Consider the following 25870-nt stretch of genomic DNA (forward strand, 5'->3'; position numbering starts at 1 on the left):
GGCCGCTCATCTGCCGATTGCTGCCTCGCCAATTTACTCAGGCTGCCTGTTAGCGTAGTGAAAGGGGGGGCAACGGTACAATATCGGCCAACTAGCGAGACTTGGCGTGGCCCGTTAACCGGATGCAGCGCGCGATCCTTGTTCGGGTACCTTCGATTGAAGGCTCAATTTGCATGCTGAGCTAACTGACTACGTCGATGCGGTAAAAAAGTCAGAAATTAGTGAGCTCAGTACATTATTACCGGGCCGGGGAGTCACTAGCGTGACGCGCACGTTGCGGGCATCGCCAGGCGTCGCGCACAGGGATGGGGCGAAATAGAGATCCGCTATAATCGGCCCGCCTTATTAACTTTTTCTTCGCGTTAGGGCACGTTGCACGGGGCGGAGAAGTCATCATCGGAGATGGAATTGACGAGCGCAGTTGTCACTGGCATCACAGGGCAGGACGGGGCATATTTGACTCAGATGCTGCTTGAAAAAGGTTATGAGGTCTACGGCGCGTATCGGCGTACGAGTTCGGTGCACTTTTGGCGCATGGAAGAACTCGGCCTCATGAACCATCCGAAGCTCCAACTGATCGAGCATGATCTGACCGACTTGGGTTCTACGCTGCGCCTGCTACAAAAGGCCCAGCCGAGCGAACTGTACAACCTGGCCGCTCAAAGTTTTGTCGGGGTCTCGTTCGACCAGCCAGCCACGACTGCGGAAATCACCGGGGTTGGAGCGCTGAACCTGCTGGAAGCCATTCGCCTGACCGACCGTTCTATTCGCTATTACCAGGCCTCCACCTCGGAAATGTTCGGCAAGGTTCAAGCCGTTCCGCAGAAAGAAGACACGCCTTTCTATCCGCGCAGCCCGTACGGCGTGGCCAAGTTGTACGCGCACTGGATGACCGTCAACTACCGTGAATCGTACGACCTTTTCGCAACGAGCGGCATTCTGTTCAATCACGAATCGCCGCTGCGCGGGCGTGAATTCGTCACGCGCAAGATCACGGATTCGGTCGCGAAGATTGCACTTGGCCAACTCGATGTCCTTGAGCTCGGCAACCTTGATGCGCAGCGCGATTGGGGTTTCGCGAAGGAGTACGTCGAGGGCATGTGGCGCATGCTTCAGGTCGACGAACCGGACACTTTCGTGCTGGCGACCAATCGCACCGAAACTGTCCGCAACTTCGTGACGATGGCCTTCCGTGCGATCGGCACCCATATCGAGTGGCGTGGCAAGGACGAAAAGGAAGAAGGTGTCGATGCATCGAGTGGCAAGGTGTTGGTGAGGGTAAACCCCAAATTTTATCGCCCGGCGGAAGTTGACCTGCTGATCGGCGACGCCACGCGAGCCAAAGAAAAGCTCGGCTGGGAACCCAAGACGACGCTGGAAGGTCTCTGCGCAATGATGGTGGAAGCCGATCTGCGGAGAAACAAGCTTGGTCAGTCCTATTGAGGCGAGCATGCGCAGTGCGTTCATCACGGGAATAAGCGGCTTCACCGGCGCCTACTTGCGTGATGAGTTAATGCGCGCTGGGTACGACGTCAGCGGTAGCGTGCTGTCTGATCCGGGGCCGGGCGAACACGTGCTCGATATCACCTCGCTGGAGCAGTGCCGGCACGTCATCGACGTCGTCCGGCCGTCCCATATCGTCCATCTCGCCGCAAGCAGCTTTGTGGCGGATGACGACAAGATCGACATGTACCGTGTCAATGTGATGGGTACGTTGAATCTGCTGCAAGCTTGCGCGGACACGGGGCATCGGCCGGAGAAGATCGTGATCGCCAGCAGTGCGAACGTCTACGGCAATACACCAGGCACCGTCGACGAGAGTATGACGCCCGCACCGGTCAATCACTACGGTGCGAGCAAGGCGGCCATGGAGCACCTCGTGCGGACATGGTTCGATCGTCTGCCCATCATAATCACGCGCCCCTTCAACTACACCGGCTGCGGTCAGTCGGAGCGCTTTCTGGTGCCGAAGATCGTTGCCTCATTCGTGCAAAAGCGGTCTTTCATTGAGCTCGGCAATCTTGACGTCGCACGTGACTTTTCGGATGTCCGTGAAGTGGCGTACATCTACCGCGCGCTGCTCGAAGCGGACGCGGCCGGCGAAGTCGTCAATGTCTGTAGCGAGCGACCTTACACACTTCAGGAAGTCATTGAGACCGTTCGCAAGGTGTCCGGTCACGAACTCGAGATTCGCGTGAACTCCCAGTTTGTGAGAGCCAACGAAGTCAGTGTACTGGTTGGATCGGCTGCGAAATTGCGCCGGCTGGTTCCGGGGACTATGTCCATAGCGTTCGCGGACACGGTCGAGTGGATGGTACGAAGAGGCGTAGACGCGGCCGCAGACGGGATGGTGGCGCAGACTTCGCTGCACGGGTGAGCCACGCTCTGCTTGCGATCTGTCTCGCGCGGCGCGAATGCCGTGACGTAGGCTGTCTGGTCTGGGAGCCGTTCATCGGCTAGGGCGAAGCGTGGTAAATTTCACCTGCGTGGAGCGGCACGCCGGTGCTTAATCTTTTTAATGGGCAGTCGAATGTCTGAGACTAAAAACTCTCTGGTTGCAGAAAGACCTGATCAATTCTTTGCAGGCCGAAAAGTGTGGATCACGGGTCACCGTGGCATGCTCGGATCCGCGATGGTTCGCAGCTTCGCGAACGAAAACGCGGAGCTTCTGCTGACATCGCGTCAAGAGTTGGACCTTCGTAACCAACATGCCGTCTTCGAGTGGGTGGAACGTAACCGCCCCGAAATGATTTTCCACATCGGTGCGAAGGTGGGCGGTATCCACGCAAACGCGACGTTGCCGGCGGATTTTCTGTACGACAACATCATGGTGCAAACCAACGTCATTAACGCGGCACATCGCTTTTCCGCGAAGAAAATGGTGTTCGTGGCGTCGAATTGCACTTATCCCACCAAGGCGGAACAGCCCATCAAGGAAGAAGCGCTGCTCACTGGGCCGCTGGATCAGAACATTCGCGCGTACGCGGTCAGCAAGATCGCCGGCATCGAAATGTGCCGTGCTTACCGAAAGCAGCACGGCAGCAACTTCATCTCGGTGATTCCTCCCAATCTGTATGGCCCGGGTGATAACTACCATCCGCAGCATAGCCACGTGGTCGCTGGCATCCTGCGTCGTACGCACGAGGCGAAATTGGCGGGCAAGACGGAGTTCGTGGTGTGGGGCGACGGAACGCCGCGCCGCGAACTGCTTCACGTCGATGATCTTGCCGACGCCATGAAGTGCCTGATGGCTGCGGACACGCAATACGACCTCTATAACGTCGGCCCGGGTTTCGATCACTCCATCGCTGAACTCGCCACGATGATTGCAGAGGTAGTGGGTTTCAAGGGCGATATCGTGTACGACACGTCCAAGCCGAACGGTACGATGGCCAAGCTTCTTGACAGTTCGCGCATCCTTTCACTCGGGTGGCGTCCCAAGGTCGACGAGCGCCGAGGCTTGCAAAGCTCATATGAGGACTTGCTCAAGCTGTTCGCGACGTCGGGTCAGGACGGTCGGCTCTAGTCCGCACGCAACGATCGTTGCACGGCATTTTTTGATTTAGGGAACACGGGTTGCAGGTCGGATGGCTTGCGACCGTTTCAGCAAGATATCTGCATCCGAAGTGAGTGGGCATGAACGACAACATTTCTAACAACTTTAAACTGCCCACTGGACTGATCGGCCGCTTCGCTGTGGTCAAGCTATGGCCGAAGCTGAAGACAGCCGAAGACGAGTGTATCGCGCGTCTGAAGATTGCGGCGGCAGCGATAGGCGTCGAATGCATCGAGATCAACGCCGATGGCTCACTGCTCGAGGACCCGAACACGGTGGTCAGCAGGCAAATCGTCGATTTTGTACTGCATCTCCACTATGACACCCCGAAGAATTACGACGTTTTCTCGTTTGTAGCACTGTGGAATCCGATGCAGTTCTATCACGAGTGGGGTTATCAGCGAACCTCGCGCAACCTGCTATCACACGACGATTTTGTGAGTTGCAGTTCTGCAGCGGCCGACGATCACGTTGCCCGCATGGTTCGCAACGCTCAGACGCACCTGCCCGCCCATTTCAAGCTTTATCACTCTCTCGCCGAGATCGCGCGGCCGCCTTCTCTTGGCGATCACAAGCTGTTTTATGTCGGGATCAACTGGGAGGCCGTCAATGGCGGCCAGTCTCGCCATCAGGATGTTCTGAAGCGTCTCGATCAGACCGGCATGATGCGCATCTACGGTCCGACTGTCTTCCTGAACGTCAAGGTGTGGGCGGGTTACCAGAGCTACGTGAAGGAGATACCGTTCGACGGCGTCTCGATGATCGACGAGATTTCGAAGGCAGGCATTTCGCTCGTACTGTCTTCGGCGGCTCACAAGGAGTCCGAGTTGATGTCGAACCGGCTCTTCGAAAGCGTCGCTGCTGGGGCACTCGTGATTTGCGACGAGAACCGTTTTGCATCGAAGTATTTCGGCGATGCATTGCTATATATCGATAGCCGCTGCTCGGTCGACAAAATATGTGAAGACATTCGGGCGCACCTCGAATGGGCGAAAGCCAATCCTGAGCTTGCTCTCGCGAAGATCGAGAAGGCGCAGCGGATTTTTCGTGAAAAGTTCAGCCTGGTACGAAACCTGAGCGATCTATATCAGGGCTATCAACAACGCAAGGAAGACCTGCTTGCACGCCAGGGGCTGGGCCATGACACGGCGAAGCTGAGGGTCGGCGCATATTTCCTGGTTCCGGAATTTTCGAGGGAGACTGTGCAGTCGCATCTATCGAGCATTGCGGCGCAAGATTATCGTGACCTTGAGCCAGTGCTCGTGATCGATCGTGTCGACGCGCGGGAATATCGCACGGAGATCGCGCAAAGCCTTGCCGGCGCGACCCCAGCGGTGCGTGTCCTCGAACTGGACTTCTTCGATCACGGCCCCACCGGAGCCGTTAAAGGCGAACGCAAACTCGGCAACGTGATCGCGGAAATCATCGATGATGCGCGAGGTATAGACGCCCTGATGTTCGTCGCTCCGAACGAACGCCTTCTCTCGAATCACGTGCAGGCGCTCGCCGGCAGTCTGATCCGCGAACCGCAGCGACATTGCGCAGCCACCGCGGCCATCATCAGGAACGGCAAGGCAACCGTGCACACGGTCTCCGAACAGTTCGAATTCGGCTTCCTGAGCGACGACGCGCCGATCGGTTACGCGCGCCTGATGTTCCGCTGTGCATCGCTGCCGGCCAATCTGAATCTCGCACTGCCGTACCTGCATCGCAAGCCGCTCGCTGCCCTGGTCGGCGAGCACAAGATTCACCAGGAGATCCCGTCGACGGTGATCATCGATATCGAGGCGCCGTTCCCCACGGGCAAATGGAATCAGGGAATGGAGAACGAACTGCTCGGCGACTTCTGTCCTGAAGTGTTCACGGTATATCGGGGCTATTTCCGCGAAATGCCTTCGCTCGCGCCGCGTGTGGTCGCCGTGCCTGCATCGATTCCTTATTCGCGGCTCAGCCGGCGTTGGGTGCTTTATCAAATCGAAGCGCTGCGTGAGAAGGGCGTAGGCGAGCGGCTCAATCTGCTGAGGGCGAAAATCGGCCGTCGCGTCAAACGCGCCAGCTGATCAACGCATCCGGCTAGCCGGCCTAATGGTTCCCTTGCTATATGAATCCCCACGAAAACAAACCGGTATCGCTAGCGGCTCTCGTCCACAGTCTGTGGACGAACCGTCAGTTGATCTTGCAGATGGCTCGTCGCGACGTCATTGGACGCTATAAAGGCTCAGTGATGGGCGTGATGTGGTCGTTCTTCAACCCGCTGCTGTTGCTCACTATTTACACCTTCGTTTTCTCCGTGGTGTTCAAGGCTCGCTGGGGGGGAACCCTTCCAGCAAGTAAAACGGAGTTTGCGCTTCTGCTGTTCGTCGGCATGATCGTTCATACCTTGTTCGCCGAGACGCTGACGCAGGCGCCGATGTTGATCGTGAACAACGTAAGTTACGTCAAGAAGATTATTTTTCCGCTGGAGATCCTACCTGTCACCGCACTCGGAACAGCGCTGTTCCATGCTTGCGTTAGTCTGGCGGTCTGGCTCGCGTTCTTTGTCCTGTTCAACGGCTTCATACACTGGACGGTCATCTTCATGCCGCTTGTCCTGCTACCGCTGATCATGCTGACCGTTGGCATTGCGTGGGCGCTCGCGTCGTTGGGCGTATTCCTGAGAGACGTGGCTCAGCCCATTAGTCTCATCATGACCGTACTCCTCTTTGCATCTCCGGTTTTTTACCCGATCACAGCATTGCCGGTGACCATCAGGCCATGGCTCATGCTCAATCCGCTTACCCTGATCATCGAGCAAGCGCGCGCGGTGCTGCTATTTGGGCAACTGCCGGACTGGTCGGCCCTTGCGATTTATGGCGCGGTAGCGTTGGTCATCGCCTGGCTTGGCTATGCGTGGTTTCAGAAAACGCGGAAAGGTTTCGCCGATGTCATCTAACGATATTGCGATCACTGTACAAGGCGTGTCAAAGCGCTTTGAGCTTTACGACAAGCCGAGCGATCGTCTGAAGCAGTTCATTTTGCCGCGGCTGAACCGACTGACGGGCAAGCCACCGAGAGACTACTTCCGCGAATTCTGGGCGCTCAAAGATGTGTCTTTCGACGTACGCCGTGGTGAGGCCTTTGCCATCGTCGGACGTAACGGTAGCGGCAAGAGTACGCTGCTGCAAATCATTACGGGCACGCTGTCACCAACGACAGGCCTCGTCAATACCAACGGCCGCGTCGCCGCGCTGCTCGAACTCGGGTCTGGGTTCAATCCTGAGTTCACGGGCAAGGAAAATGTCTTTCTGAATGGCGCCCTACTTGGTTTCAGTCGCGAGGAGATCGAGCAGAAATACGATGCGATCGTCGGCTTTGCGGACATCGGTCAGCATATCGATCAACCGGTTAAGTCGTATTCGAGCGGTATGGTCGTGCGTCTGGCAATCGCTGTTCAAACGCAGGTCGAACCGGACATTCTGATTGTCGACGAGGCGCTTGCGGTAGGCGATGCGCTTTTTCAGAAGCGTTGCTATCGACAGATCGAGAAGTTGTTGAACAACGGCACGACGTTGCTGTTCGTTTCGCATGACCAGGAGATCGTTCGAACGCTGACGCAGCGAGCTGTATTTCTGAACGCCGGCAACGCGCAGAAATGCGGCGACACCTCCGACGTTTTGTTCGCCTATCGGGAGTTTTTGCAGCAGCAAGAAGAGGCGGCCTTCCTGGATTTGCAGCAGCGTAGCCAGACGATATTGAAGGCGCATTCCCCACAAAAATCTTATGGAAGCCGCGAAGTCGAAATTCAGAAGGTTGAAGTGTTTGATGGCCGAGGGAGCCCTCAGAGTGTGTTTTACGCAGGGGACGAGATTACCTTGGCCGTGGAATGCGTATGTAATGTCGATATCGATAACCTTAATGTGGCCTTCCGAATCGTTAGCAAAGAGGGCATAAAGGTCACCACTTGGGGTACCTTGAACGAGGACATGGTTCGATTCGAATCTGCGCCCGAAACGGCGTTCTGGAGCCGAAAGTTCGCCAAGGGGGACCGCTTTACAGTGAGATTCAGCGGTCGCTGTACTCTGGGAGCGAACCTCTACGAAGTCCAGGCGGTTGTCGCTCGCGAACACGACCAGTACTACGGAAACCAGCAGGTGCTTCACTGGGTGGACGATGCCGGACACTTCACAGTGATACTGAAAAATAAGGAGTACGTGTTCGACGGTGTTTGCGACCTGGAACTTCGATCTGAGCTCAATGTTCGCGTCCAACACGCTGAAGCGCAATCCACTTGACAGAAGTTGTTGATGACTAACAGGTCTACTAAAAGTTTGTTGCTTGCGGTCTTGCGACGGTTAGCTAATGCAACCAGGCGCGAACCGAAGCTGAGTACCTCCTTTGAACCGGATGTGCGGGCCAGTCTGGATCGTGTATCGAACCTGGCGCAAATTGCGGATTTGCGGTCTGCGGAAATCGACGCGAAGGTTCGAAATCTTGATAAGCGTCTCGAGTCATTAGAAAGATTGAATGATCTGCGAACGCCCATTGCACATATCGAGACTGTCCTGGCAACTGCGGACGAGAGAGCGACGACGTTCGTCTCCCAGCTTTCTGCGCTGGATAGCCTGTTGCGTGTCGTCGAAGAGCGATCACGTACGATGGATAGCCTATTGCGCGTCGTGGAAGAGCGATCACGTACGATGGATAGCCTATTGCGTGTCGTGGAAGAAAGATCACGGACGCTCGAATACGAAACACGTCAAGGCGTGCTGGCGTCGAACTATCAGATCGATTTTCTGTTGAAGCTGTATGTAGAGGCAATGTCCGCTTCCAGGACATTCTCGGACAGTGTTGTTTTCGACGCTGCGAGACTCATCGAATTGAAGACCGATTTTCCAATTGCGTATGGGAGTAACGATCATCTGAGCCCGGATTCGACGATGGAGGGTGTGTCTCGCCCCACTTTGTTTGTGCAGAACTGCATCGCTGCTCTCGGTAAGGACATGCGTGCGTTAGATCTCGGAACCGGGGCAGCGGGAATTGTCTACGAGTTCGCGATGAACGGTGTTCTAGCGGTCGGCATCGATGGCTCGGATTTTTGCCGGCGGAACAAGATTGGCTACTGGCCATTGCTCGATAACAACTTGTTCACCTGTGACATCACTCGTGAATTCGATTTTGTTAGCAGGGATACCAACGCAGTTAGCCAGTTCGACTTGGTCACGATGTGGGAAGTGCTCGAGCACATTGGAGAGGAAGGGTTCCCCTCCCTCTTCGCTAACATTCGCAAACACCTGCGGGACGACGGCTTTTTCATTGGGTCCGTCTCCTTTGTTGAATACAACGACCCAGCGGGTAACCCATATCACGTGACACTCAAGCCGTGGGAATGGTGGGAAGAGAAGTTTCGTGAATTCGGACTTGAGGTTCAGGCCGAACATCCATTCAACGAAAAATGGTTCCCACGCGGAAACGGGCCACGGTTTCAAGACTTTCACAACTATGAGCGCAATCCGGATGAGGGGCGGCTATTTGTTGCCAGGAAAGCGGTTGGATGATCGTCTGAACTTCCCTAGGAATCCTGGAAACTGGTGGTTTTAAGTTACCGCAGTTACGTCAGCGGTATTTCTGAGTTGCCCATAGTAGTTCGCCTCAGCCTCAGCGGGCGGCGGATCGGAATCATCGCCACGACGGTACCGGCGGCGGGAGTCTGCGCGATGCAGGATTTTTCTCTTTTCGGGTTGCTGCTCGAGCGAGCATGAACCTAGGACTGCGATGCAGGCGGCGGACGTTGTACCACCCTTCGATCATGCGGAAGATCGTACGTCGCGTTTGCTCTCGTGTATCGACTCACGCGCGGGTCGGCAGCTCGTAAGCGGTTGGCGAACCCACCTTGACGAACGGTGAATCAGGCTGCAGCGGTAAAAGGCTGCCAGTTATGTGGCAGCAATGCGGCGATGTCGCTTGCCCTGTGGGCGGGCAGGCGTTTCAGGATGTCTTTCAGATATGCGTGGGGTTCGTGACCGCTGAGTTGCGCTGAACGGATGAGGCTCATGATTGCGGCCGCACGTTGGCCAGCGCGCAGCGACCCGGCGAACAACCAGTTGGCCCTCCCGATGGCCTATGGACGGATCTGGGTTTTGACCCAATTGTTGTCTATGGCACTCGATCGTAAGAGGCTTAAATGCGACCTTCGCGACGCGGTGCACGTCGCGCTGTGTGGCGACGGCCACAACCTGCGGATGATGCTCACGAAGCTATGGCGTCTTTGTGTTTGCATTCTCGCTGCCTGGCTTGACCGTAGCGTTGTCGCCCACGCGATGTTGTGACGCCTGCGGCACGAGAAACGAATCGTTCAGGGGCGGTGAATGCAGCCCGACTGAACAATTCGGCTCCTATGCGCTTACAGGACGCGTACCCGCGATGCTGCGACGAGGTCGAAGATGGCGAGCGTCAGGCGGTCTCGGCTGTAGTTGCGACGTCCTTTCGGCTCGTCATGGTCTTTCCAAGGCGTTGTGCAGGCAGTTCGACGAATACATGCAGCATGCCGGAAAGGAGGAGAAGACCGAAACCGGTCACGATGCCCGTCGATACCATCCCCAAGCCCATACTGGCCATCCAGGCGAAGGCTATCCAGCCGAGCGGCACGTGAAGCATGTACAAAGGATAGCTCGCGTTTGCAATCCGCTTCAACGGACGGATCCAGCGCCATTGCATGCCTGACCACATGGCCGTTGCGAAGACGACCAGTCCAGCGATTCCATTAGGCACGTCGAAGCCACCACTATCTCCGTGCTCGGTGATATAGGCATACCGCGCGATAAGATAGATGCAACCGAGTAAAACGGCATGCAGGAACCCGATCGCGCGACGATCACCGCTCGTCGCGCGATAGATGCACGAACCAATCAGAAGATAGGGAACCTGCAATACCGAAAAGCTGGCGTACTGAAGTTCCGACCGTACCGACTGCGAGAGTGCCGACACAATGAACGACGCATTCACGGCCGCCACGAATGCTGCACAGCATATGCCGATGCACAGTATGCCGGGAAGCCCACGCAGGCCTAGTCCGGCACCGATCGCGACCAGCGCATAAAACATGATTTCCACTGCAAGGGTCCACAGAACGGGGGTCGATGGAAACGTGTGCAAGTAGCCGCCGAGCGCAGCACTCGATGCCAGCAGACTCACGAACGAATGCGGTGAAACGGTGTGCGTCAAATAGCAGTAGATCGCGGTGGTCGCCCCAATCAAGAAGGAAGCAACCAGTGCAACGGGAATAATGCGCAGTGCACGCTTGATAAGGAAATCCGTTGTGGTTTCGCGCTCGATCGCGCGCTGGATGACGAAGCCACTGATGAGAAAGAAAATACAGACACCGAGTTCGCCGACATTCACCCCCGTATTGACGAGAACCCAGAGGAGCGGCGGGGTGAAAATATTGCGTAGTGGTGCATTCGGGCCAAAGATAATAGCCGTGACACCCGGAACAAATGGTTGAATCTCCGGCTGGCCATTGTAGCCAATGATATACACGTGACCGACGACGACGAGCAGACAGGCGATTGCTCGAAGGTAGTCCAAAAAAACGATTCGGTCATTTTTACTCATTTTTTTTTTCTGACTCCGCAAACCTTGCAAAATCTTACTGCATTCTCCTTCCGGCCGATAGATAATCACCAATCACCAGACGATAGCGTGAACGACAGACACGGTCGCCGGCGCGTCGATGTGGAGTGCCGTCCATCGCTTGCGCGAGGAAGCCCGTGTACAGTTCCATCAAGGTCGTAAGCGTCTCGCGCGGGTCGTCCGCGATGTCTCGCGCGCATGAGGCACGATAGTGACGGCGCGTGAAGGGTAACTCGCCGCTTCCGGAGAACTGCCCGGAGATAAAACGGGCAATGATGGCGGCGATGTGCTACGTCGGCAACTTCGTCACGTTTTAAGGCAGCAGTTCGTCGATGCGATTGATCTTGCGGTCAGCGATGTAAGTCCGGACGTATTCCTAATACCGATGGGGAGCGATGTCGTTCTCAGCTTCTATGTCCAGCGGACCGCGCGCGATGCTTAGACGTCGAAGTGCAATCGAGTCGATCATCGATCACACAAAGACAGACGGCAAACTCGATCGCAACTGGCTCAAAGGCGTGCTCGGCCGTGCGATGCACGCCGTGGTACGCGTCGCTCGTCATAAGCTGCGGCTTTTTTTGTGCGCTCACTCTCGTGGCGTTACTCAACCGTAGTATCGTCGCCCACGCGATAGTGTGACGCCGACAGCGCGAGAAGTGAATTGTTCAGGAGCGGCTAGGTCTGAGCTGGCGCGACACGGTAATCGAACTCAACTTCTTATCCGAGAGTGGCAGAGCGACCGCGAATTTGCGATCGGCTCATCCAACTGGTTGCTTGCCGTATCGGTTTGTGCGGACCAATGAGCCACAGCCGTCATGAGCCGAATCCGTTCCGCACAGATCAAGGATCACGAGTCTCGCGATCACGTGAAAGACATCCTGACACACTTGCCGAGTCAGCAGGCCAGCGACGGAGCGTCTCATTGTTGCCAACATCGCTGGAGATCTCTCAGGGCCGTTGTTTGCCTCTCGATCGTCAAGACGGTTCTACTGTCGCACGCCGCGGGCTTACTGGTACACCTCTACCTTGTGCGGATAGCCCATCACGGTGCCGTCCAACGGACCGCCATCGACAAACACATTCAAATAGCCATTGGCGAGGTTCGTGCGCATGATTACTCGCACGGTGCCCCCTTCCATGCGAAGCACTGCACCGGGGACGAACGCTTGCCGATTTTCGGGAGTATCTGGAAAAGTGAAACCGGCCCAGCCAGTCGCGACACCCTTGTGCCACGCCGCGTCCGTTACGTCCAGCGGGGCTACGGTCAACGTTGACGTTGATATAGGCGCCTTCCAGCGGGTGTTGCCGGTGACGATTCGCAGGCCTTGCGCCCCATTGTCTGCCGCTGCGCGACACTCGATGAATCCTTGGACTCGTCTAACCGTTGCTCCCGGCAGCGGCCGTAGCAGGGCGCCGAAACCGATGACTTCGCTTCTCGAGTCGACGATCGGAACGACAGTGCTGCGATCGAGAATCAGGCTGCTGGAATCCGGAACCTGGCCCGACAGTGAGCACCGATTGCCCGCGCGTTGAGCCGGCACTTCCGCAACTTGCACGCTGCTGATCGCGAGAGTGCTTCCCGTGGGGCCGTCGGCGACCGCATGCAACGCCGGTAAGGTTTGCCACGGGCCTTTGTGGTTCACCCGAAAGTATGCGACGGTTTCGGGGAGAGCCTTGCTCCAGTACCAGTCGTCTCGCGCGCCAGGCCAAAAGCCGTCAGCAGCGGGGTCGAGGGGCGAGATCCCCAATGAAACGCCCGCGAGAGACTCCTGCAGACTCTCTTCATACGTGTGAATGTGTTTGATAAGAAGCGTTGGGATGACGCCTGTGATCCCCAGCGCGAGTGCGAATAAAAAGGCAGCGCCCCGAGCCGCACGCTGTGCGGGAGCAAGTGCCAACAGTGTACCCAGCAACAGGAGATAGGCCAGGCAGGACCAGGCGCCATATCTGGGCTGCGTGAATACCAGCAGATAGGGCTCAACGGAAATGAGCGATGGCTCCATCCTGACGCGGACCATGCAAAGCAACGCAGCAGCCGCAGCCGACATCAGCAGTGCGAGTCCAAGGACCCACGCATATACAAATTCGTCTGCTATATCGGCGCTTGCAGTTCCGCTCGAACTAATGCCTAAGCGGAACTGGATGGTGCGCGCGAAAGCATAACCCGTCACGGCCGCGGTGAAGGCCATCGCGACGAAGCCAGCCACCAGCGGCACCGTGAAGCCAATCCACGGCGTAGCGTACTGAAACGGGCTCCCGATGTAGGCTGCACACGCCTTCAGAAACTCGATCAGATTTTTGGGCGAAAGCAGGCTGGACAAATGCGATAGCTCCGATGCCCCTTGTCCATAGTGAGCCTGAATTACGAGCGCCGTCGCGAGCGGCAGCAACCCGAGCGCAACGACAGGCAAGCGTCGCGCGAGCAGCACATGCTCGGCGAACAGGAGCGCGGCAAAAATGTAACCTGAGCCATGGAACACCGCCGCCACGCAGGAAGCAAGCAGTAGCATGGCGTACTGGAGAGGAGTGCCCCTGCGCAACGCGCCGATCATCAGCCACAGCAATATGACATAAGCAAGCCGCGACACGCTCATCACGACCTGGAAAGGCTGCAAGAGCGTCTCCGTATCACCGAGGTTGGTGACAAACAGAGCGATGCCCACGGCCACGAGCACTTTCATCGACTTGGATGCACTCCTGAAGCCGTCAAGACGCGATGCAAGCCAGGTGAAGAAGACGACGCAACCTAGGATCGCTGCATACGATACCGCTTGCATGAGGTATTGATGTCCGTTGGCAAAACGCTCATCAAGCAGCGCAACGGAGTACACGGCGAGGTGTAGGTGTGCCCCGTGCGGCGTCAGTAGGTATCGAAAGGGCCCCATCGTCCCATTGGTGAAGAGCATGACGCGGTTCCACACCGCCCAGCCATCGACGAGCGGTACCCCCACGGTCAGGCGTGAGGCAAAGAAAAGTTGAACCATGGCGACGACAAGTGCCGCCAGAACTGCCGGCCAATGCCAATATTTTTTTTCAGATGCAACGGTACCTGTTTGCACGATGCCTGCGCCTTTTCGACTCAATTATTGGGGAGTTGTGGTTGGAGGGTTGTACTGGCCGAAACAGGCCTTGAACAGCACGCTCAACACCGCGAGGTTTCCTCGTACCGCACTGATCTTCGTCGGCACTTCGCCTTTGGGATAGCGCCGAGTCGTTGGAATCTCGATGCAGCGGTAACCCAGTTTCGGCGCGCGGTACGACAGATAAACGAGCAGTTCGTAAGTCGAGAACACGTCACGGAAAATCGCCATACGCTCGTCGACGAGCATCTTTCGGCTATAGCCGCGAAAGCCCTGGGTCGTGTCAGTCCAGCGAAAACCGGAGAAGACGCTCAGCACCGGCGCATGAATAAACCTGATGGCGAAATCTCGCGATTTGGGCGTGTTCTCCGCGACGCCGCCCGGCAGGTAGCGGGAGGCTTGCACGAAGTCTATACCGCGGCGCAGTGCATCGATAAAGCGGGGAATGGCGTCTGGATCGTCTTTGTCGTTGCCATCGATCGTGACAATGTTTTCGTATCCGTTCTCCAGCACGAACGCATAGGCGCAGCGCAACTGCGCGCTCAGCTTGCCCGGTCCTGTCTTTACGAGCAGGCCGCGCACGTAGACGCCCCGTAAGAATGCCTCCTCGAGCGAACCGTCCTTGCTGCCGCCATCGACAATGATTATGTCGGCACTCTCGCTGATTCGAAGCGCTGCCATCCGCGTGAGAAGACTGCGGATTCGCTCGCCTTCATTGATGACGGGAATGACCACGCATGAATCGTGGCGGCGCCCGAGCCACATGGGCGTGTCATACGAAGGTACTTGCCAGTCAGCGGGACGAGCAGTGTGGGATGTTGTCATGGATGCTGGTGCGGGATGGTTACGAAACGCTCATGGTCAGAAAGACGACACCAGCGATAATGAGTCCGATGCCGGTTGCGGTCGTCCAGTGGAATGGCTCGCCGAACACAAGGACCGAACTGGCCGCGACCGTCGCGATCGCACCGGACGTCAGCACCGGATGCGCCACGTTTAGCGGCAGGCGTGCCAGCGCAGCGGCATAGAGCAGGAACGCACTGCCATACATCGCGAGACCGAGCCAAAAAGGCCAGTTAGTCAGCGCGACGATCGGATCTGCTGGCGACGGAAACTTGCGTGGCGGCAGCATCGCGAGCTTGATAAGTACGCTGGCGGACGCATTGGATGCGATGCCGAGGGCCAGGATCAGCCATTTCATGCATGCACCTCTGACCCGTCGGGACCATAATGCTGCGTCGCGACGCGGAGTGCGCGCTCGATCGAGCGTAGATGCGGCTCGTTGCTCGTTGCCACCATTTCGACGGTAACGATGTGTCCGGGCAGATGTTCGCGAATCGCGTCAGCGACCATGGCGTGGGGACAGTTTGCGTCGCCCAGCGGTATGAGTCCCGGTTCGCTCGCGTGCACGTGGCCGATGAGGGATGCGCATTCGCGGATCGTCGCAGCGGGGTCCTCATCGTTCATTGCAAGCGCGCCGGAGTCGAGTTGCATCCGGATCGCTGGATGGTCGACACATTCGACGACCGTGCGAGTTTCCAGGCTGTTCACCATGAAGTTCGCACCATAGTGCACAGGGTTCGGTTCGAGGCAAACGATCACGTCGTGATCTGCGGCGATGTCTCCGAGACGGCGGAAAAACCGCGTGCCGATGTCGAGTGCCTGCTCGTCGTCGAGGCCGCTGCGATCGCGGTTTTTTGGTGAGCCGAACACGAGACGAGTCGCCCCAATACCTGCGCCGACGCGGCAAACACCCTTGAGATGTTGCAGCAACGCGTCCTGCACAGCTGGCGTGCCGAACACGTTTACGCCCGAGAGCCCGAAAAGCAGTGCCTGCATGCCGACGATCTGAATGCCGCGCTCTGCCCACCAACTCTTCACTGCAATCAAATCATCTTTGCTCGCGTTGGCAGCAACGGGAAAGTACTTGCCAGGTGCAATGTCAATGGCGTTGACGTTTCGTGACTGCAGGAGCGTCGCGACGGCTTCGTCTTCTACCGTGTCCCACGCGATATTCGATATAGACAGTCTCATGTGTGTGCTCCGGTGGGGGCTGGCAGCGTACGCTGTTCGGTCTGCGCGTAGGACCGAACAGCCTGCAGCGTCTCGCGCGCGCTGTATTGATAGTGTCCCGTGCCGCCAAACAGCGAGGCATGTAGGCTGCGCATGTCGTAGCTCGCGGCGCGGTCGCCGACATGTTGTTCAAACGGCTTACCGAACCCTTCGCTACTTGCCTTGGAGACCGTGATCGGCTCGGCCGTCAGATGCACCAGTCTCAAACCCGCCGCTAGCGCGCGATCGATGTCGTAGCTGAGATTGACCATCGGGTAGAACTGGAACGATCCCCGGCTATCGATTAGGTGGACATTGTTGTCGTTGAGGAAGTCAAACAGTACGTTCTTGCGCAGACCCGGGCCAACCAGGCCGGGTAGGCGCACGATCAAATGCTTCGGAAAATATGCTTCGACGAATTTTTCCAGACGGCGCCGGTTAAGTCCGTAGGCGTGCAATCCATCTTCGACGACGGGCGAAGTTTCGTCCACGCCCACGGGAGTCAAAAAAACATCGACTGTGCTCAAAAGCACGAATTCGTCGCACCGGATGGTTTCCAAATGCGCTATCAATCCGTCGATTCTTTGCTGATCGCCCAGTGGATCGCGATTGGCGATCCATTTCTGCCCGGGGGCGGCCGCGCAAGCAACGCGGCCGAACGTTTTCCCGTCGATCTCGTCAATGTTGGTCGATCGATATACCGCGCCATAGTCGCGTTGCCGATGCAGCGTGCTGCCTACGAAGCCGGTATATCCGATCAGTGCGTTGTCCATTTGATGCTCCAAACTAGTAGGCAGTATCTATCAGCGATTCGGCGTCGAGCCGTTCGAAGACGTCGTAAATGTTATCGATCTTGCCGCCCAGCACTGAATAGCAGCCGGGAAGGCTGGCGTGCTTCTCGAACAGGATGGGCCGGCCATCGTCGACTTCGTTCTTGGCCAAGACGGTTTTGATTTCGAACAGCGAGTCGACATATTTGACGCGCGCGGCCGCTGGCATATACCGGCGGACGTCGCGAATCATACGATCGACACGAGTCTCGCGCGGATATCGCCGCAGGCGTTCGTAGGGATCCACGCCCGGCTGATCGTCCCAGTTCTGGTGCGGCGTATATCGTACGTGTGACAGCGTATGCAGGTTGCGTGCCGGAAACGGCATCATCGAAAAAAACGGACCGTCCATAACTGTTACGCCCACATCGAGCAATTCCGGTGGCGCTTCGACTAGCGCCATTTCGGTAACTTCCTGTTTCAGACGAGTTTGGGTCCCAGGAAAATCGCCGCTCAGCTGGTTGAGCCCGCTATAAGTGCAGTTGAAAACGTAACGGCCTTCTGTGCGGTAGGTTTCACCCGATTTAGGGCAAATAACCACGCTCAGCCCACCATCCGCCGTCCTCGCGATACTGTCCACATGAGAATTGAGTCGTACCTCGACATGTGCGTCGCGAAGTTCGGTTTCTGCCCATCGCGCGAGTTTGCTGGAGTCGAACGCATACTCCTGAACGACAAAAACGTCTTCAATCAGGTGCGGCTCGAAAAGGGATTTAAACGTCTTGTCCGCAGGCTCTATCCGGGCGCCGATCTCATGACAGAAACGCTCGAACTGCCGCCCTGTCACTTTGGAATTGCGACGCGCAATGGCATAGAGCTTTGTGAAATTCGTCGACAATACCTGCGGCCAATCCTCGACGAATCTGGGTAAGTTGATACGGCTGCGATAAGCCGTCGTAAAGCTGCGCGGGTAGTGGTACCCATTATGCACGCGAGCTTGATTGTTATACGACGCTCGCTGTAGGAGTTTCGGCTCCGCCTCGAGGAGCAACACTCGTCGGAAACCGCGCTTTCGCGCCAGATAGATTGCGATGGCGCAGCCGTAGAAGCCGCCACCGATAACAACCGCGTCCTGATGCAACAAGGACGCCTCCATCAGAGATCCCGGCGCGTGGAAGCTGCCGTCGCGACGACCTCCAGTGATGCGACGTCTTCGACATTGAGCTTTTCGCGGCGAGTCATGCGGGCGCTCGTAAACTCCTGTGCAACGTGGTACAGCGGACCTTCGTTTGTCAGGCTCGACATGTGCAACACGTACTCGCCAAGCACGAGCAAAACCAGCGACAGCAGGAAGAACATGCCTGATTGCTGGAGCGACAGACTCACCCAGCCCGGCGCGACGTCTGGTTTGAACAGCGCTATCGCGAGGACATATGCGGAATACACCAGGTTGGCCAGCGCTCCGAACAGCGAGAGGGCGGTGACGAGTCGCATAGGTGCGCGCGTCGTCGACACGAGTAGACGCATGCCGCGATCGAAGCTTTCGCCGAGATGCCGCGTATGCGATATCTTGGGCGGCGAACTATAGGTTAGGTTTGCGCGCGCAAAGCCCCCTGTCACTGGCAAATGGCGATAGGTCATCGCAGGCTGCGAGTGCTGCAGAATGAAGTTCACCACTCGCTTGCTCAGCAGGCGGTAGTGCGGCGCCTCGTTGCCCAGATGAATACCATTGAAGTACCGGTAGAGTGCATTGAAGCCCTTGAGTCCGGCACGATAGGCCCATCCTTGCTTCGGTCGCTGCTGGTTCGTAGCCAGCACCATGTCGATTCCATCCATCGACTTCTCCAGCATCTGAGGAATGAGATGCACATCGTCCGTCATTGGATCGACGACCGCGACGAAATCCCCCAGCGCGTTCTCGAGGCCAACCCATGCCGCTGTGTCGTCGTCGACTTCCTTGGTGAGCGCATAGACCTGCATGTTCGGTTGGCCCTCTGCGCGCGTCAGGTCCTTCAACACTTTGACGCTCGTATCGGTGGACGCATTGTCTACCACGATGAGTTCATAGTCGCTTACGAGGTCCCGAATGCAGGCGGCAGTCTCTTCGACGATTGCAACAAGCCTTTCGTCCTGGTTGCGTACCACGAGGACAATGGAAATGAATACAGGGAATTGGGCCATCAGCATTCTCAACGATCAATTTCTACAGGCAGAGAAGCCCCGCAAGGGCTGACGCGTTCAAACGTCAGGCGGGTTGCGGAAGCTTCCGCAACCTTTCCTGCATGGCCACGGACTGTGTCTCGGAAATCAGGCAGTCGGCGGGTGTGGCGCGCGGCTCCGCTCAAGGCGCCGATAGAGTCGAACATAAGCATCCACCATTTTATCCGCTGTAAATTGCGCGTCAAAGCGAAGGCGGGCATTCACACCGAACTGGGCGGCGAGTTCCGGATCGGTCCACAGACGGTCCATTGCCACGCGAATCGCTTTCGGATCGGCGGGACGAATCACAAATCCTGTCTCGCCATTCACGTTGACCCACGAGGTGCCGGTGCCGATCTCGCAACTTACCATTGCTCGTCCAAACATTGCCGATTCCAAAAGCGAAATACCGAACGCCTCTGAACGCAGATGCGACGGAAAGACAAGCGCCCTGCACAAATTCAACAGCGCCAGCTTATCGTCCTCGCCAACCGGACCGACGAAATGGACGTTTCGAAGGCGTAGTCGCTCGGCCTGCCGGCACAGTTCTGCTTCCATCGGGCCTCTTCCTACGACGACGAGCGGGTAGGGCGCGCCTTGCATGGCTTCGAACAGGAAATGCAGCCCCTTGTAATAGCGCAGGTTGCCCACGAACAAAAAGAATTTGTCGCCCACCCGCTCTCGCCAGTAGCGCAGCCTGTCTTCACTCGGTGGCGCATAACTGTCGCGGTCCAGGCCGATCGGAATCACCTCGACCTTGTCGCGATACCGTTGCAGCACGTCGCTCGTCGCCAGATAGTTTGGAGACGTCGCGACGATCGCATCGACGCTCGACAGAAAACGGTCGCGCAACGGCTTGTAGACCTGCAACAGCAGCTTCTGCCGAACGATGTCCGAATGGTAGGTGACGATCGATGGCTTGTCGACGCGCGTCGCGAAATGCACGATGTCCGCGAACGGCCACGGAAAATGGTAGTGAATCAGGTCGGCGTGCGCCGCCAGTCTGGAGAATCTCTTGAACGCCGCCATCGAAAACGCGGACGACGCGATCTCGATGTCGAGCTTGGCCCGGTGATGCAGGTGATCGCCGAAATCGACCGTCGTAGTGTCCTTGCTCACTGTCAACACGTCACTGATCACGCCTTGCTTGGCGGCGCCGGAGCAGATCTGGCCGATCAGTTCCTCGACGCCTCCCATCGAGTCCGGTTTGTAGGTTTTATAGAAATGTAGAACGCGCATAAATCCCGCTAGTGTTGTCGTCCAGTTCAGGCAGGGTCAGGCCGATCGGCTCGCGCCAGCAGGAGCCCCTACCGCCTGCAAAGTCGCAAGTCGCGGACACGCCGTGCGCCTCGCGCCGGCGCGAATGGGAAGCCCCGAAGTTGACCGCCGCCGCCCGGCGGTCAACTAGTCGGCGTGTCAACAGTTTGCCGGTGCGCGCCCGTAGACGTCTTCAAAGCGGACGATGTCGTCTTCGCCCAGATACTCCCCGCACTGCACCTCGATCAGGACAAGGTTCATTACGCCGGGATTGATCAGCCTGTGCTTGTGACCTGCCGGGATATAAGTCGACTCGTTTGGCTGGAGCGAAATTACCCTGTCGCCGTTGACGATTTCCGCGCAGCCGCTCACCACGATCCAATGCTCGCTACGGTGATGATGCATCTGCAGCGACAGGGAAGCCCCCGGTTTCACCACGATACGCTTCATCTTGAAGCGCTCGCCTTCTTCCAGGACGGTGTAGGTGCCCCACGGGCGATGCACTGTGCGGTGCAGGCGGAATGCATCGTGATTCGCGGCCTTCAGTCGGCCAACGATGTGTTTGACGTCCTGCGCACGGTCACGCGCAGCGATCAGCAGCGCGTCCGACGTGTCCACGACGATCAGATCATGAACGCCCACCGCGCCGATCAGTCGTCCGTCTTCGCTGCGGATAAAGCAATTGTCCACGTCGTGCAGTTCAGCAACGCCGTCAATGCGATTGCCGCGCTCGTCCGGAGCCGTCAGATCGCTGATGGACTGCCACGATCCGATGTCGCTCCAACCCATTTCGCAAGGCACGACCTGAACCCGGCTAGAACGCTCCATGACCGCGTAGTCAATCGAAATGTTCTCTGCTTTGCTGAACTGATTCGCATCGAGTTCGATCATGTAACCGTCGTTGGAGGTACTGCACTTCGCGTGTTCGACCGCGCCTAGCGATGGTTCCAATACGGCGGGCGCGTATTGCGCGAGCTCTTCCAGCATGGTGTCCGCCCGGAAGCAGAACATGCCGGCATTCCAGAGATATGTGCCTTCAGCGACCAGACGCTCCGCCACGCTGAGCTCGGGCTTCTCGAGGAACCGAACCACTTTATGCACGCCTTCCGAACCGGTGGTCTCGGCCTCTTCGTGCTGGATGTATCCGTAGCCCGTTTCTGGAGCAGTCGGGCGGATTCCGTAGGTCACGAGTGCGCCCAGCCTGGCCGCCGCCACAGCGCGCTCAGTCGCGAGACGAAACGCGTCTTCGTCCTGAATCAACTGGTCCGCCGGGACGACCAGCATCACCGCTTCAGGCCCATGGCGTTGACGCACCACTTCTGCCGCTACACCAATCGCCGCCGCGGTATTGCGCGCGGTCGGCTCAAGAATGAATCCAATCTGCGACGCGGCAGAGTCTACTTCGACACATTCGTCTTTAGTCAGGAAGTAGGTCTCCCGGTTCGTCACGATCAAGACTTCGGACGCTTCAGTGACATGCGTTGCGCGGAGGAAGGTCTTTTGAAGCAAGCTCTGGCCGTCAGCCAACTTGAGCAACGGCTTGGGGAACGCTTCGCGAGAGACAGGCCACAACCGGGTACCAGCGCCGCCGCAGATGATGACGGGGATAATGTTCATTGACAAGTAATGAGCGCACGATCTGAAGAACGTGTCATTCTAGCGGATTCCAATGCGCCCCAAAGCCATTTCCACGCACGAGCCACAGCGTCTGCGCGGACTTGCTCCGTCGTAGACGGGAATGCGCCTCACGCGGACGCCGGCGCATCCAATTTGTAACTGAGTGTTTCGTGTGACCATAACCACTGTCGCACCGTGCCGTCGTCCCCAAGCCATCCGAAGCACGATTCACTCGCGTATCATGACGCCTCTTCGGCCAGCGATAAGGGATAACACTGTAATGAAGTTGCTGTTCGACCTCAATTCACTGCGTCCGCCGCGTAGTGGCATCGGATACTACACCCAGCATTTACTGGAAGGACTGCGGGCGCGCTCAGACGTTGAAGACGTGGCCGGATGGATGGTGTCGGAAATATTCCAGGGTGAAAAGCTGTCAAGGCTGATGGACGGGGAGATCGCCGCGCCCGTTATGCCCGGTGCCGCTAACGGTGGATCTTCCTCGCTGATGGGTTCACTTCGCCGCCTGCCGGTCTTGCAGCCGCTTCGCACGGCGATGCATCGCCGGGCCTCGCGAGAGTTGCGCGATGATTTCGCGACGCGTGGCTACGTCTACCACGAGACCAATTTCATTGCGTCGCAGTATCGCGGGCCAACCGTGGTCACCATCCACGACCTATCGCACCGGCGACATCCCGAGTTCCATCAGAAGGTTGCGGTCGACCATCTGGATAGAGGTCTGCCCCGAACACTGAAGCAGGCTCGGACCATCATTGTCGATAGCGAGTACACCAAGAAGGAACTACTCGCACTCTATGATGTGCCTGAACACAAAGTTGTGACGATCTACCTCGGCGTCGATGCCAGCTTCCGTCCGTATCCTGTACCCGAATGTGCGCCCACCCTGGAACGGCTGGGGCTGCGTCACGGCGGTTTTGTGCTTTCGGTATGCACGCTGCAACCGCGGAAGAACCTGGCGCGTCTTGTTGAGGCATTTGGCAGGCTACCGACCTCTGTACGCCGTGAGTTTCCCCTGGTGTTGATCGGCGCCGATGGCTGGAAGAACAGCGAGTTGCTGTCGCTGGTCGAGCCTATGGTGGCGGCACGCGAGATCGTCGTGCCTGGCTATCTTCCACGCGCCGATCTCCTTCACTTGTACGCATCGGCGACGGTATTCGCATACCCGTCGTTGTACGAGGGTTTTGGTCTGCCGGTTGCCGAGGCGATGGCGAGCGGCACGCCAGTGCTGACGTCTAACGTCACGTCGATTCCGGAAGTGGCGGGCGGCGCGGCGCTGGAGGTCGATCCGCTGTCAGTCGACGCCATTACGGAAGGGCTGGAGACGCTGCTCAACGATGCGTCGCTGCGTGCCGAACTTGCTGCGAAGGGCTTGCGCCGTGCGGCGGAGCTCACGTGGGATTCAACGATCCAGCAGACCTGCGATGTCTATCGCGCATTGGCAAGTTGAGAAAAAAACGTGAAAAATTTGCCATAATTAAAGGCTACTTGGGCGCCGGCGCCTGGAGTGCATCGTCGGGGTTGATACCGCGGCGCGGCGTTGACTCTGCGCAACAGCCGCCAGGCAGCTAGCGCCACCGCGAGCTCAGAGGCCGCCTTCCGCGCCAAGTTTGTTACATTTTGCCTTTCCTTGGCGGACAGTGCCTGCGCTCGCTTGGCGTAAAATTTGCTAACAGTAAGCTGCTTTGGGCAACTCGTTGCTTTGCCGTCCGCCTTGTTGCCGAGGTGCGTTTCCGAACGGATCAACCCGTGCGCTACGGTTGAATCCGTTATCCATTAGTTTGCCTGGACCATAACGATGACCATAACCGTGCGATTCAAGTCCTCATGGTTGTCGCTGAGCGCGTTCGCGTTTGATCTGTTCGCAGTGACGCTGACGTGGCTGGCTGCCTATATGATCCGCTTCAACGGCGATGTTCCAAAGGCCTTCTGGCACAGCGGGATGGTCGCGTTGGTCTGGGTCGTTGTTGCCTATGCCGCAATGTTCCGCGTATTTGGTCTGTACCGCGGCATGTGGGTCTTTGCGAGTCTGCCGGACCTTGTGCGAATCTCGAAGGCCGTCGTTGCCGGGGTGCTGCTGGTGATGATCGGCTCGGTCCTGTTTCAACCTGTGCCTACTATTCCCCGGTCGGTCCTGGTTGTCTCGCCCCTGTTACTGTTTCTTGTCATGGGGGGCTCGCGAGCGTTGTATCGGGCGGCGAAGGAATTCCACCGTTATGGTGGGCTGGTCGCGCAAGGCAAGCCGATACTTGTCCTCGGTGCTGGCACTGCCGGGGCCAGTCTGGCCCGTGAGCTGTCGCGCTCGAGCGAGTGGCGGCTGGTTGGCCTGCTCGATGATGATCCTGGCAAGCAAGGCCGCGAGATCTACGGGTATAAGGTGCACGGCGCGATTGCCGATCTGCCGCGTTGGGCCGCCGATCTGCGTGTCGAGCATGCCATCATCGCGATTCCTTCCGCGTCGTCGGAGGCGCAGCGTCGCGTCGCCACCCAATGCGTGCGCGCCGGCGTGCGGGCAATGGTGCTACCGTCGATAACGGCCGTTACTGATGGGCATGGCGGTTACCTATCGCGAGTACGCGATGTCGATCTCGAAGATTTACTGGGCCGCGAGCCCGTCAAGATTGACATGCCGCACGTCGAAGCGTTGCTGCATGGCCGCGTCGTTATGGTGACGGGCGCAGGAGGGTCGATCGGTTCAGAGCTGTGTCGACAGATTTTGCGCTTTGCGCCCGCGCAACTCGTCGTGCTGGACATCTCCGAATATGCAACCTACCGGCTCAACGAAGAGTTGCGCGAGCATTTCGGGGAGTTGTCGATCGTTCCGATGGTCGGCGACGCAAAAGACTCGGTACTGCTCGATCAGCTCATGAGCCGCTTCACGCCGCATATCGTCTTTCACGCAGCCGCTTACAAGCATGTACCGCTCATGGAGGAACTGAATTCGTGGCAGGCCGTGCGCAACAACGTGCTGGGCACTTATCGCGTAGCGCGGGCGGCAATCCGTCACGACATCCGCCATTTCGTGCTGATTTCGACCGATAAGGCGGTGAATCCGACCAACGTGATGGGCGCGAGCAAGCGGCTTGCAGAAATGACCTGTCAGGCGCTGCAACAAACCACCCAACACACCCGGTTCGAGACAGTACGCTTTGGCAACGTGCTGGGTAGCGCAGGCAGTGTGATACCCAAGTTTCAGCAGCAGATCCTGAAAGGGGGGCCCGTCACCGTCACCCACCCCGAGATCACCCGCTTTTTCATGACGATCCCGGAAGCATCGCAACTCGTGTTGCAGGCATCCAGCATGGGGCAAGGCGGCGAGATCTTCGTTCTGGACATGGGCGAGCCCGTTCGCATCGTTGATCTCGCGCGAGATTTGATCCGGATATACGGGTTCAGCGGAGAGCAGATCAAGATCAGCTTCACCGGTCTGCGACCGGGAGAAAAGCTCTACGAAGAGCTGCTGGCCGAGGACGAGACAACTACACGTACGATGCATCCGAAACTGCGCATTGCAAAGGCGCGCGAAGTGCCCGATCACCTGCTCGACGCATTGTTGCCGTGGCTCACGCAACACCGTATCCCGAGCGACGATGAAGTCAGGCGGGATTTGCGTCGCTGGGTGCCGGAGTACCAGCCGACGAGCGCGCCGGTGCTGCAGGGCTTGACGTCCCCCAACGACGCACGCGCCGCCCGCAACTGACGTGCGGGTGGCTGCA

The 25870-nt window shown here is 57.7% G+C and carries 20 protein-coding genes and 2 pseudogenes; 11 read left to right on the plus strand and 11 right to left on the minus strand.

From position 1 onward, the window contains the following. The first annotated feature begins 402 nt into the window (after window positions 1–402). From gmd to CI15_RS03220, 7 genes are all read left to right on the plus strand, one after another. A complete protein-coding gene (gene gmd / locus CI15_RS03190) occupies window positions 403–1443 on the plus strand; it encodes a GDP-mannose 4,6-dehydratase (RefSeq protein ID WP_062124259.1) in 1041 nt (346 codons plus the stop codon). A gap of 7 nt (window positions 1444–1450) precedes the next feature. Then, entirely contained in the window at window positions 1451–2377 is a 927-nt protein-coding gene (locus CI15_RS03195) for a GDP-mannose 4,6-dehydratase (protein ID WP_062124260.1), read from the plus strand. A gap of 153 nt (window positions 2378–2530) precedes the next feature. Beyond that, the gene (locus CI15_RS03200) at window positions 2531–3526 is read left to right on the plus strand and encodes a GDP-L-fucose synthase family protein (protein WP_062124261.1); all 996 of its coding nucleotides are present in this window, start codon (window positions 2531–2533) and stop codon (window positions 3524–3526) included. A 110-nt stretch (window positions 3527–3636) separates the two neighbouring features. Then, the gene (locus CI15_RS03205) at window positions 3637–5616 is read left to right on the plus strand and encodes a glycosyltransferase family protein (protein WP_241495790.1); all 1980 of its coding nucleotides are present in this window, start codon (window positions 3637–3639) and stop codon (window positions 5614–5616) included. Between the two features lie 41 nt (window positions 5617–5657). Beyond that, entirely contained in the window at window positions 5658–6488 is an 831-nt protein-coding gene (locus tag CI15_RS03210) for an ABC transporter permease (RefSeq protein ID WP_062124263.1), read from the plus strand. Beyond that, on the plus strand, window positions 6478–7827 hold the full coding sequence (locus CI15_RS03215; protein ID WP_062124264.1) for an ABC transporter ATP-binding protein: 1350 nt from the start codon (window positions 6478–6480) through the stop codon (window positions 7825–7827). Before CI15_RS03210 ends, CI15_RS03215 begins: the two co-directional genes overlap by 11 nt. A gap of 12 nt (window positions 7828–7839) precedes the next feature. Beyond that, the gene (locus CI15_RS03220; RefSeq protein ID WP_082814167.1) at window positions 7840–9090 is read left to right on the plus strand and encodes a methyltransferase domain-containing protein; all 1251 of its coding nucleotides are present in this window, start codon (window positions 7840–7842) and stop codon (window positions 9088–9090) included. 350 nt (window positions 9091–9440) lie between these two features. Here the strand turns inward: CI15_RS03220 and CI15_RS35135 are convergent. Beyond that, a pseudogene (locus CI15_RS35135) lies at window positions 9441–9692 on the minus strand (transposase domain-containing protein); the annotation flags it as partial. Here CI15_RS35135 and CI15_RS38225 point away from each other — a divergent pair. Further along, window positions 9586–9861, plus strand: coding sequence for a hypothetical protein (locus CI15_RS38225; RefSeq protein WP_062124267.1), 276 nt, complete (start codon window positions 9586–9588; stop codon window positions 9859–9861). The pseudogene CI15_RS35135 and the gene CI15_RS38225 overlap by 107 nt on opposite strands. A gap of 124 nt (window positions 9862–9985) precedes the next feature. Here the strand turns inward: CI15_RS38225 and CI15_RS03230 are convergent, their stop codons facing one another. Beyond that, complete coding sequence (locus tag CI15_RS03230) at window positions 9986–11146, minus strand: acyltransferase family protein (protein ID WP_153041039.1); 1161 nt, start codon at window positions 11144–11146, stop codon at window positions 9986–9988. A 431-nt stretch (window positions 11147–11577) separates the two neighbouring features. Here CI15_RS03230 and CI15_RS37580 point away from each other — a divergent pair. Further along, window positions 11578–11745, plus strand: a pseudogene (locus tag CI15_RS37580) (IS5/IS1182 family transposase); the annotation flags it as partial. A gap of 426 nt (window positions 11746–12171) precedes the next feature. On the opposite strand, the gene CI15_RS03235 reads toward CI15_RS37580, so the two are convergent. The 9 genes from CI15_RS03235 to CI15_RS03275 form a co-directional block, all read right to left on the minus strand. Next, entirely contained in the window at window positions 12172–14223 is a 2052-nt protein-coding gene (locus CI15_RS03235) for a hypothetical protein (RefSeq protein WP_153041040.1), read from the minus strand. A gap of 24 nt (window positions 14224–14247) precedes the next feature. Continuing rightward, window positions 14248–14979: a glycosyltransferase family 2 protein gene (locus tag CI15_RS03240; RefSeq protein WP_241495791.1), complete on the minus strand. Its 732-nt coding sequence runs from the start codon at window positions 14977–14979 to the stop codon at window positions 14248–14250. A 109-nt stretch (window positions 14980–15088) separates the two neighbouring features. Further along, complete coding sequence (locus CI15_RS03245) at window positions 15089–15445, minus strand: SMR family transporter (RefSeq protein WP_062124272.1); 357 nt, start codon at window positions 15443–15445, stop codon at window positions 15089–15091. Next, window positions 15442–16278, minus strand: coding sequence for a sugar phosphate isomerase/epimerase family protein (locus CI15_RS03250; protein ID WP_062124273.1), 837 nt, complete (start codon window positions 16276–16278; stop codon window positions 15442–15444). Before CI15_RS03250 ends, CI15_RS03245 begins: the two co-directional genes overlap by 4 nt. Next, window positions 16275–17069, minus strand: a complete 795-nt coding sequence (locus CI15_RS03255; protein ID WP_062124274.1) for an NAD-dependent epimerase/dehydratase family protein — start codon at window positions 17067–17069, stop codon at window positions 16275–16277. Before CI15_RS03255 ends, CI15_RS03250 begins: the two co-directional genes overlap by 4 nt. Before the next feature lie 13 nt (window positions 17070–17082). Then, window positions 17083–18210, minus strand: a complete 1128-nt coding sequence (locus CI15_RS03260; RefSeq protein WP_241495792.1) for an FAD-dependent oxidoreductase — start codon at window positions 18208–18210, stop codon at window positions 17083–17085. Between the two features lie 11 nt (window positions 18211–18221). After that, entirely contained in the window at window positions 18222–19247 is a 1026-nt protein-coding gene (locus CI15_RS03265; protein ID WP_062124314.1) for a glycosyltransferase, read from the minus strand. A 126-nt stretch (window positions 19248–19373) separates the two neighbouring features. Beyond that, on the minus strand, window positions 19374–20504 hold the full coding sequence (locus tag CI15_RS03270; RefSeq protein WP_062124276.1) for a glycosyltransferase family 4 protein: 1131 nt from the start codon (window positions 20502–20504) through the stop codon (window positions 19374–19376). 177 nt (window positions 20505–20681) lie between these two features. Further along, window positions 20682–22139, minus strand: coding sequence for a mannose-1-phosphate guanylyltransferase/mannose-6-phosphate isomerase (locus tag CI15_RS03275; protein WP_062124277.1), 1458 nt, complete (start codon window positions 22137–22139; stop codon window positions 20682–20684). A 280-nt stretch (window positions 22140–22419) separates the two neighbouring features. On the opposite strand from CI15_RS03275, the gene CI15_RS03280 reads away from it, so the two are divergent. Together CI15_RS03280 and CI15_RS03285 are read left to right on the plus strand one after the other, a co-directional pair. Further along, the gene (locus CI15_RS03280; protein WP_062124279.1) at window positions 22420–23604 is read left to right on the plus strand and encodes a glycosyltransferase family 4 protein; all 1185 of its coding nucleotides are present in this window, start codon (window positions 22420–22422) and stop codon (window positions 23602–23604) included. 348 nt (window positions 23605–23952) lie between these two features. After that, on the plus strand, window positions 23953–25854 hold the full coding sequence (locus CI15_RS03285) for a polysaccharide biosynthesis protein (protein WP_062124280.1): 1902 nt from the start codon (window positions 23953–23955) through the stop codon (window positions 25852–25854). The last annotated feature ends 16 nt before the right edge of the window (window positions 25855–25870 follow it).

The sequence above is a fragment of the Paraburkholderia monticola genome (assembly GCF_001580545.1).
In the GTDB taxonomy this organism is placed as follows: domain Bacteria; phylum Pseudomonadota; class Gammaproteobacteria; order Burkholderiales; family Burkholderiaceae; genus Paraburkholderia; species Paraburkholderia monticola.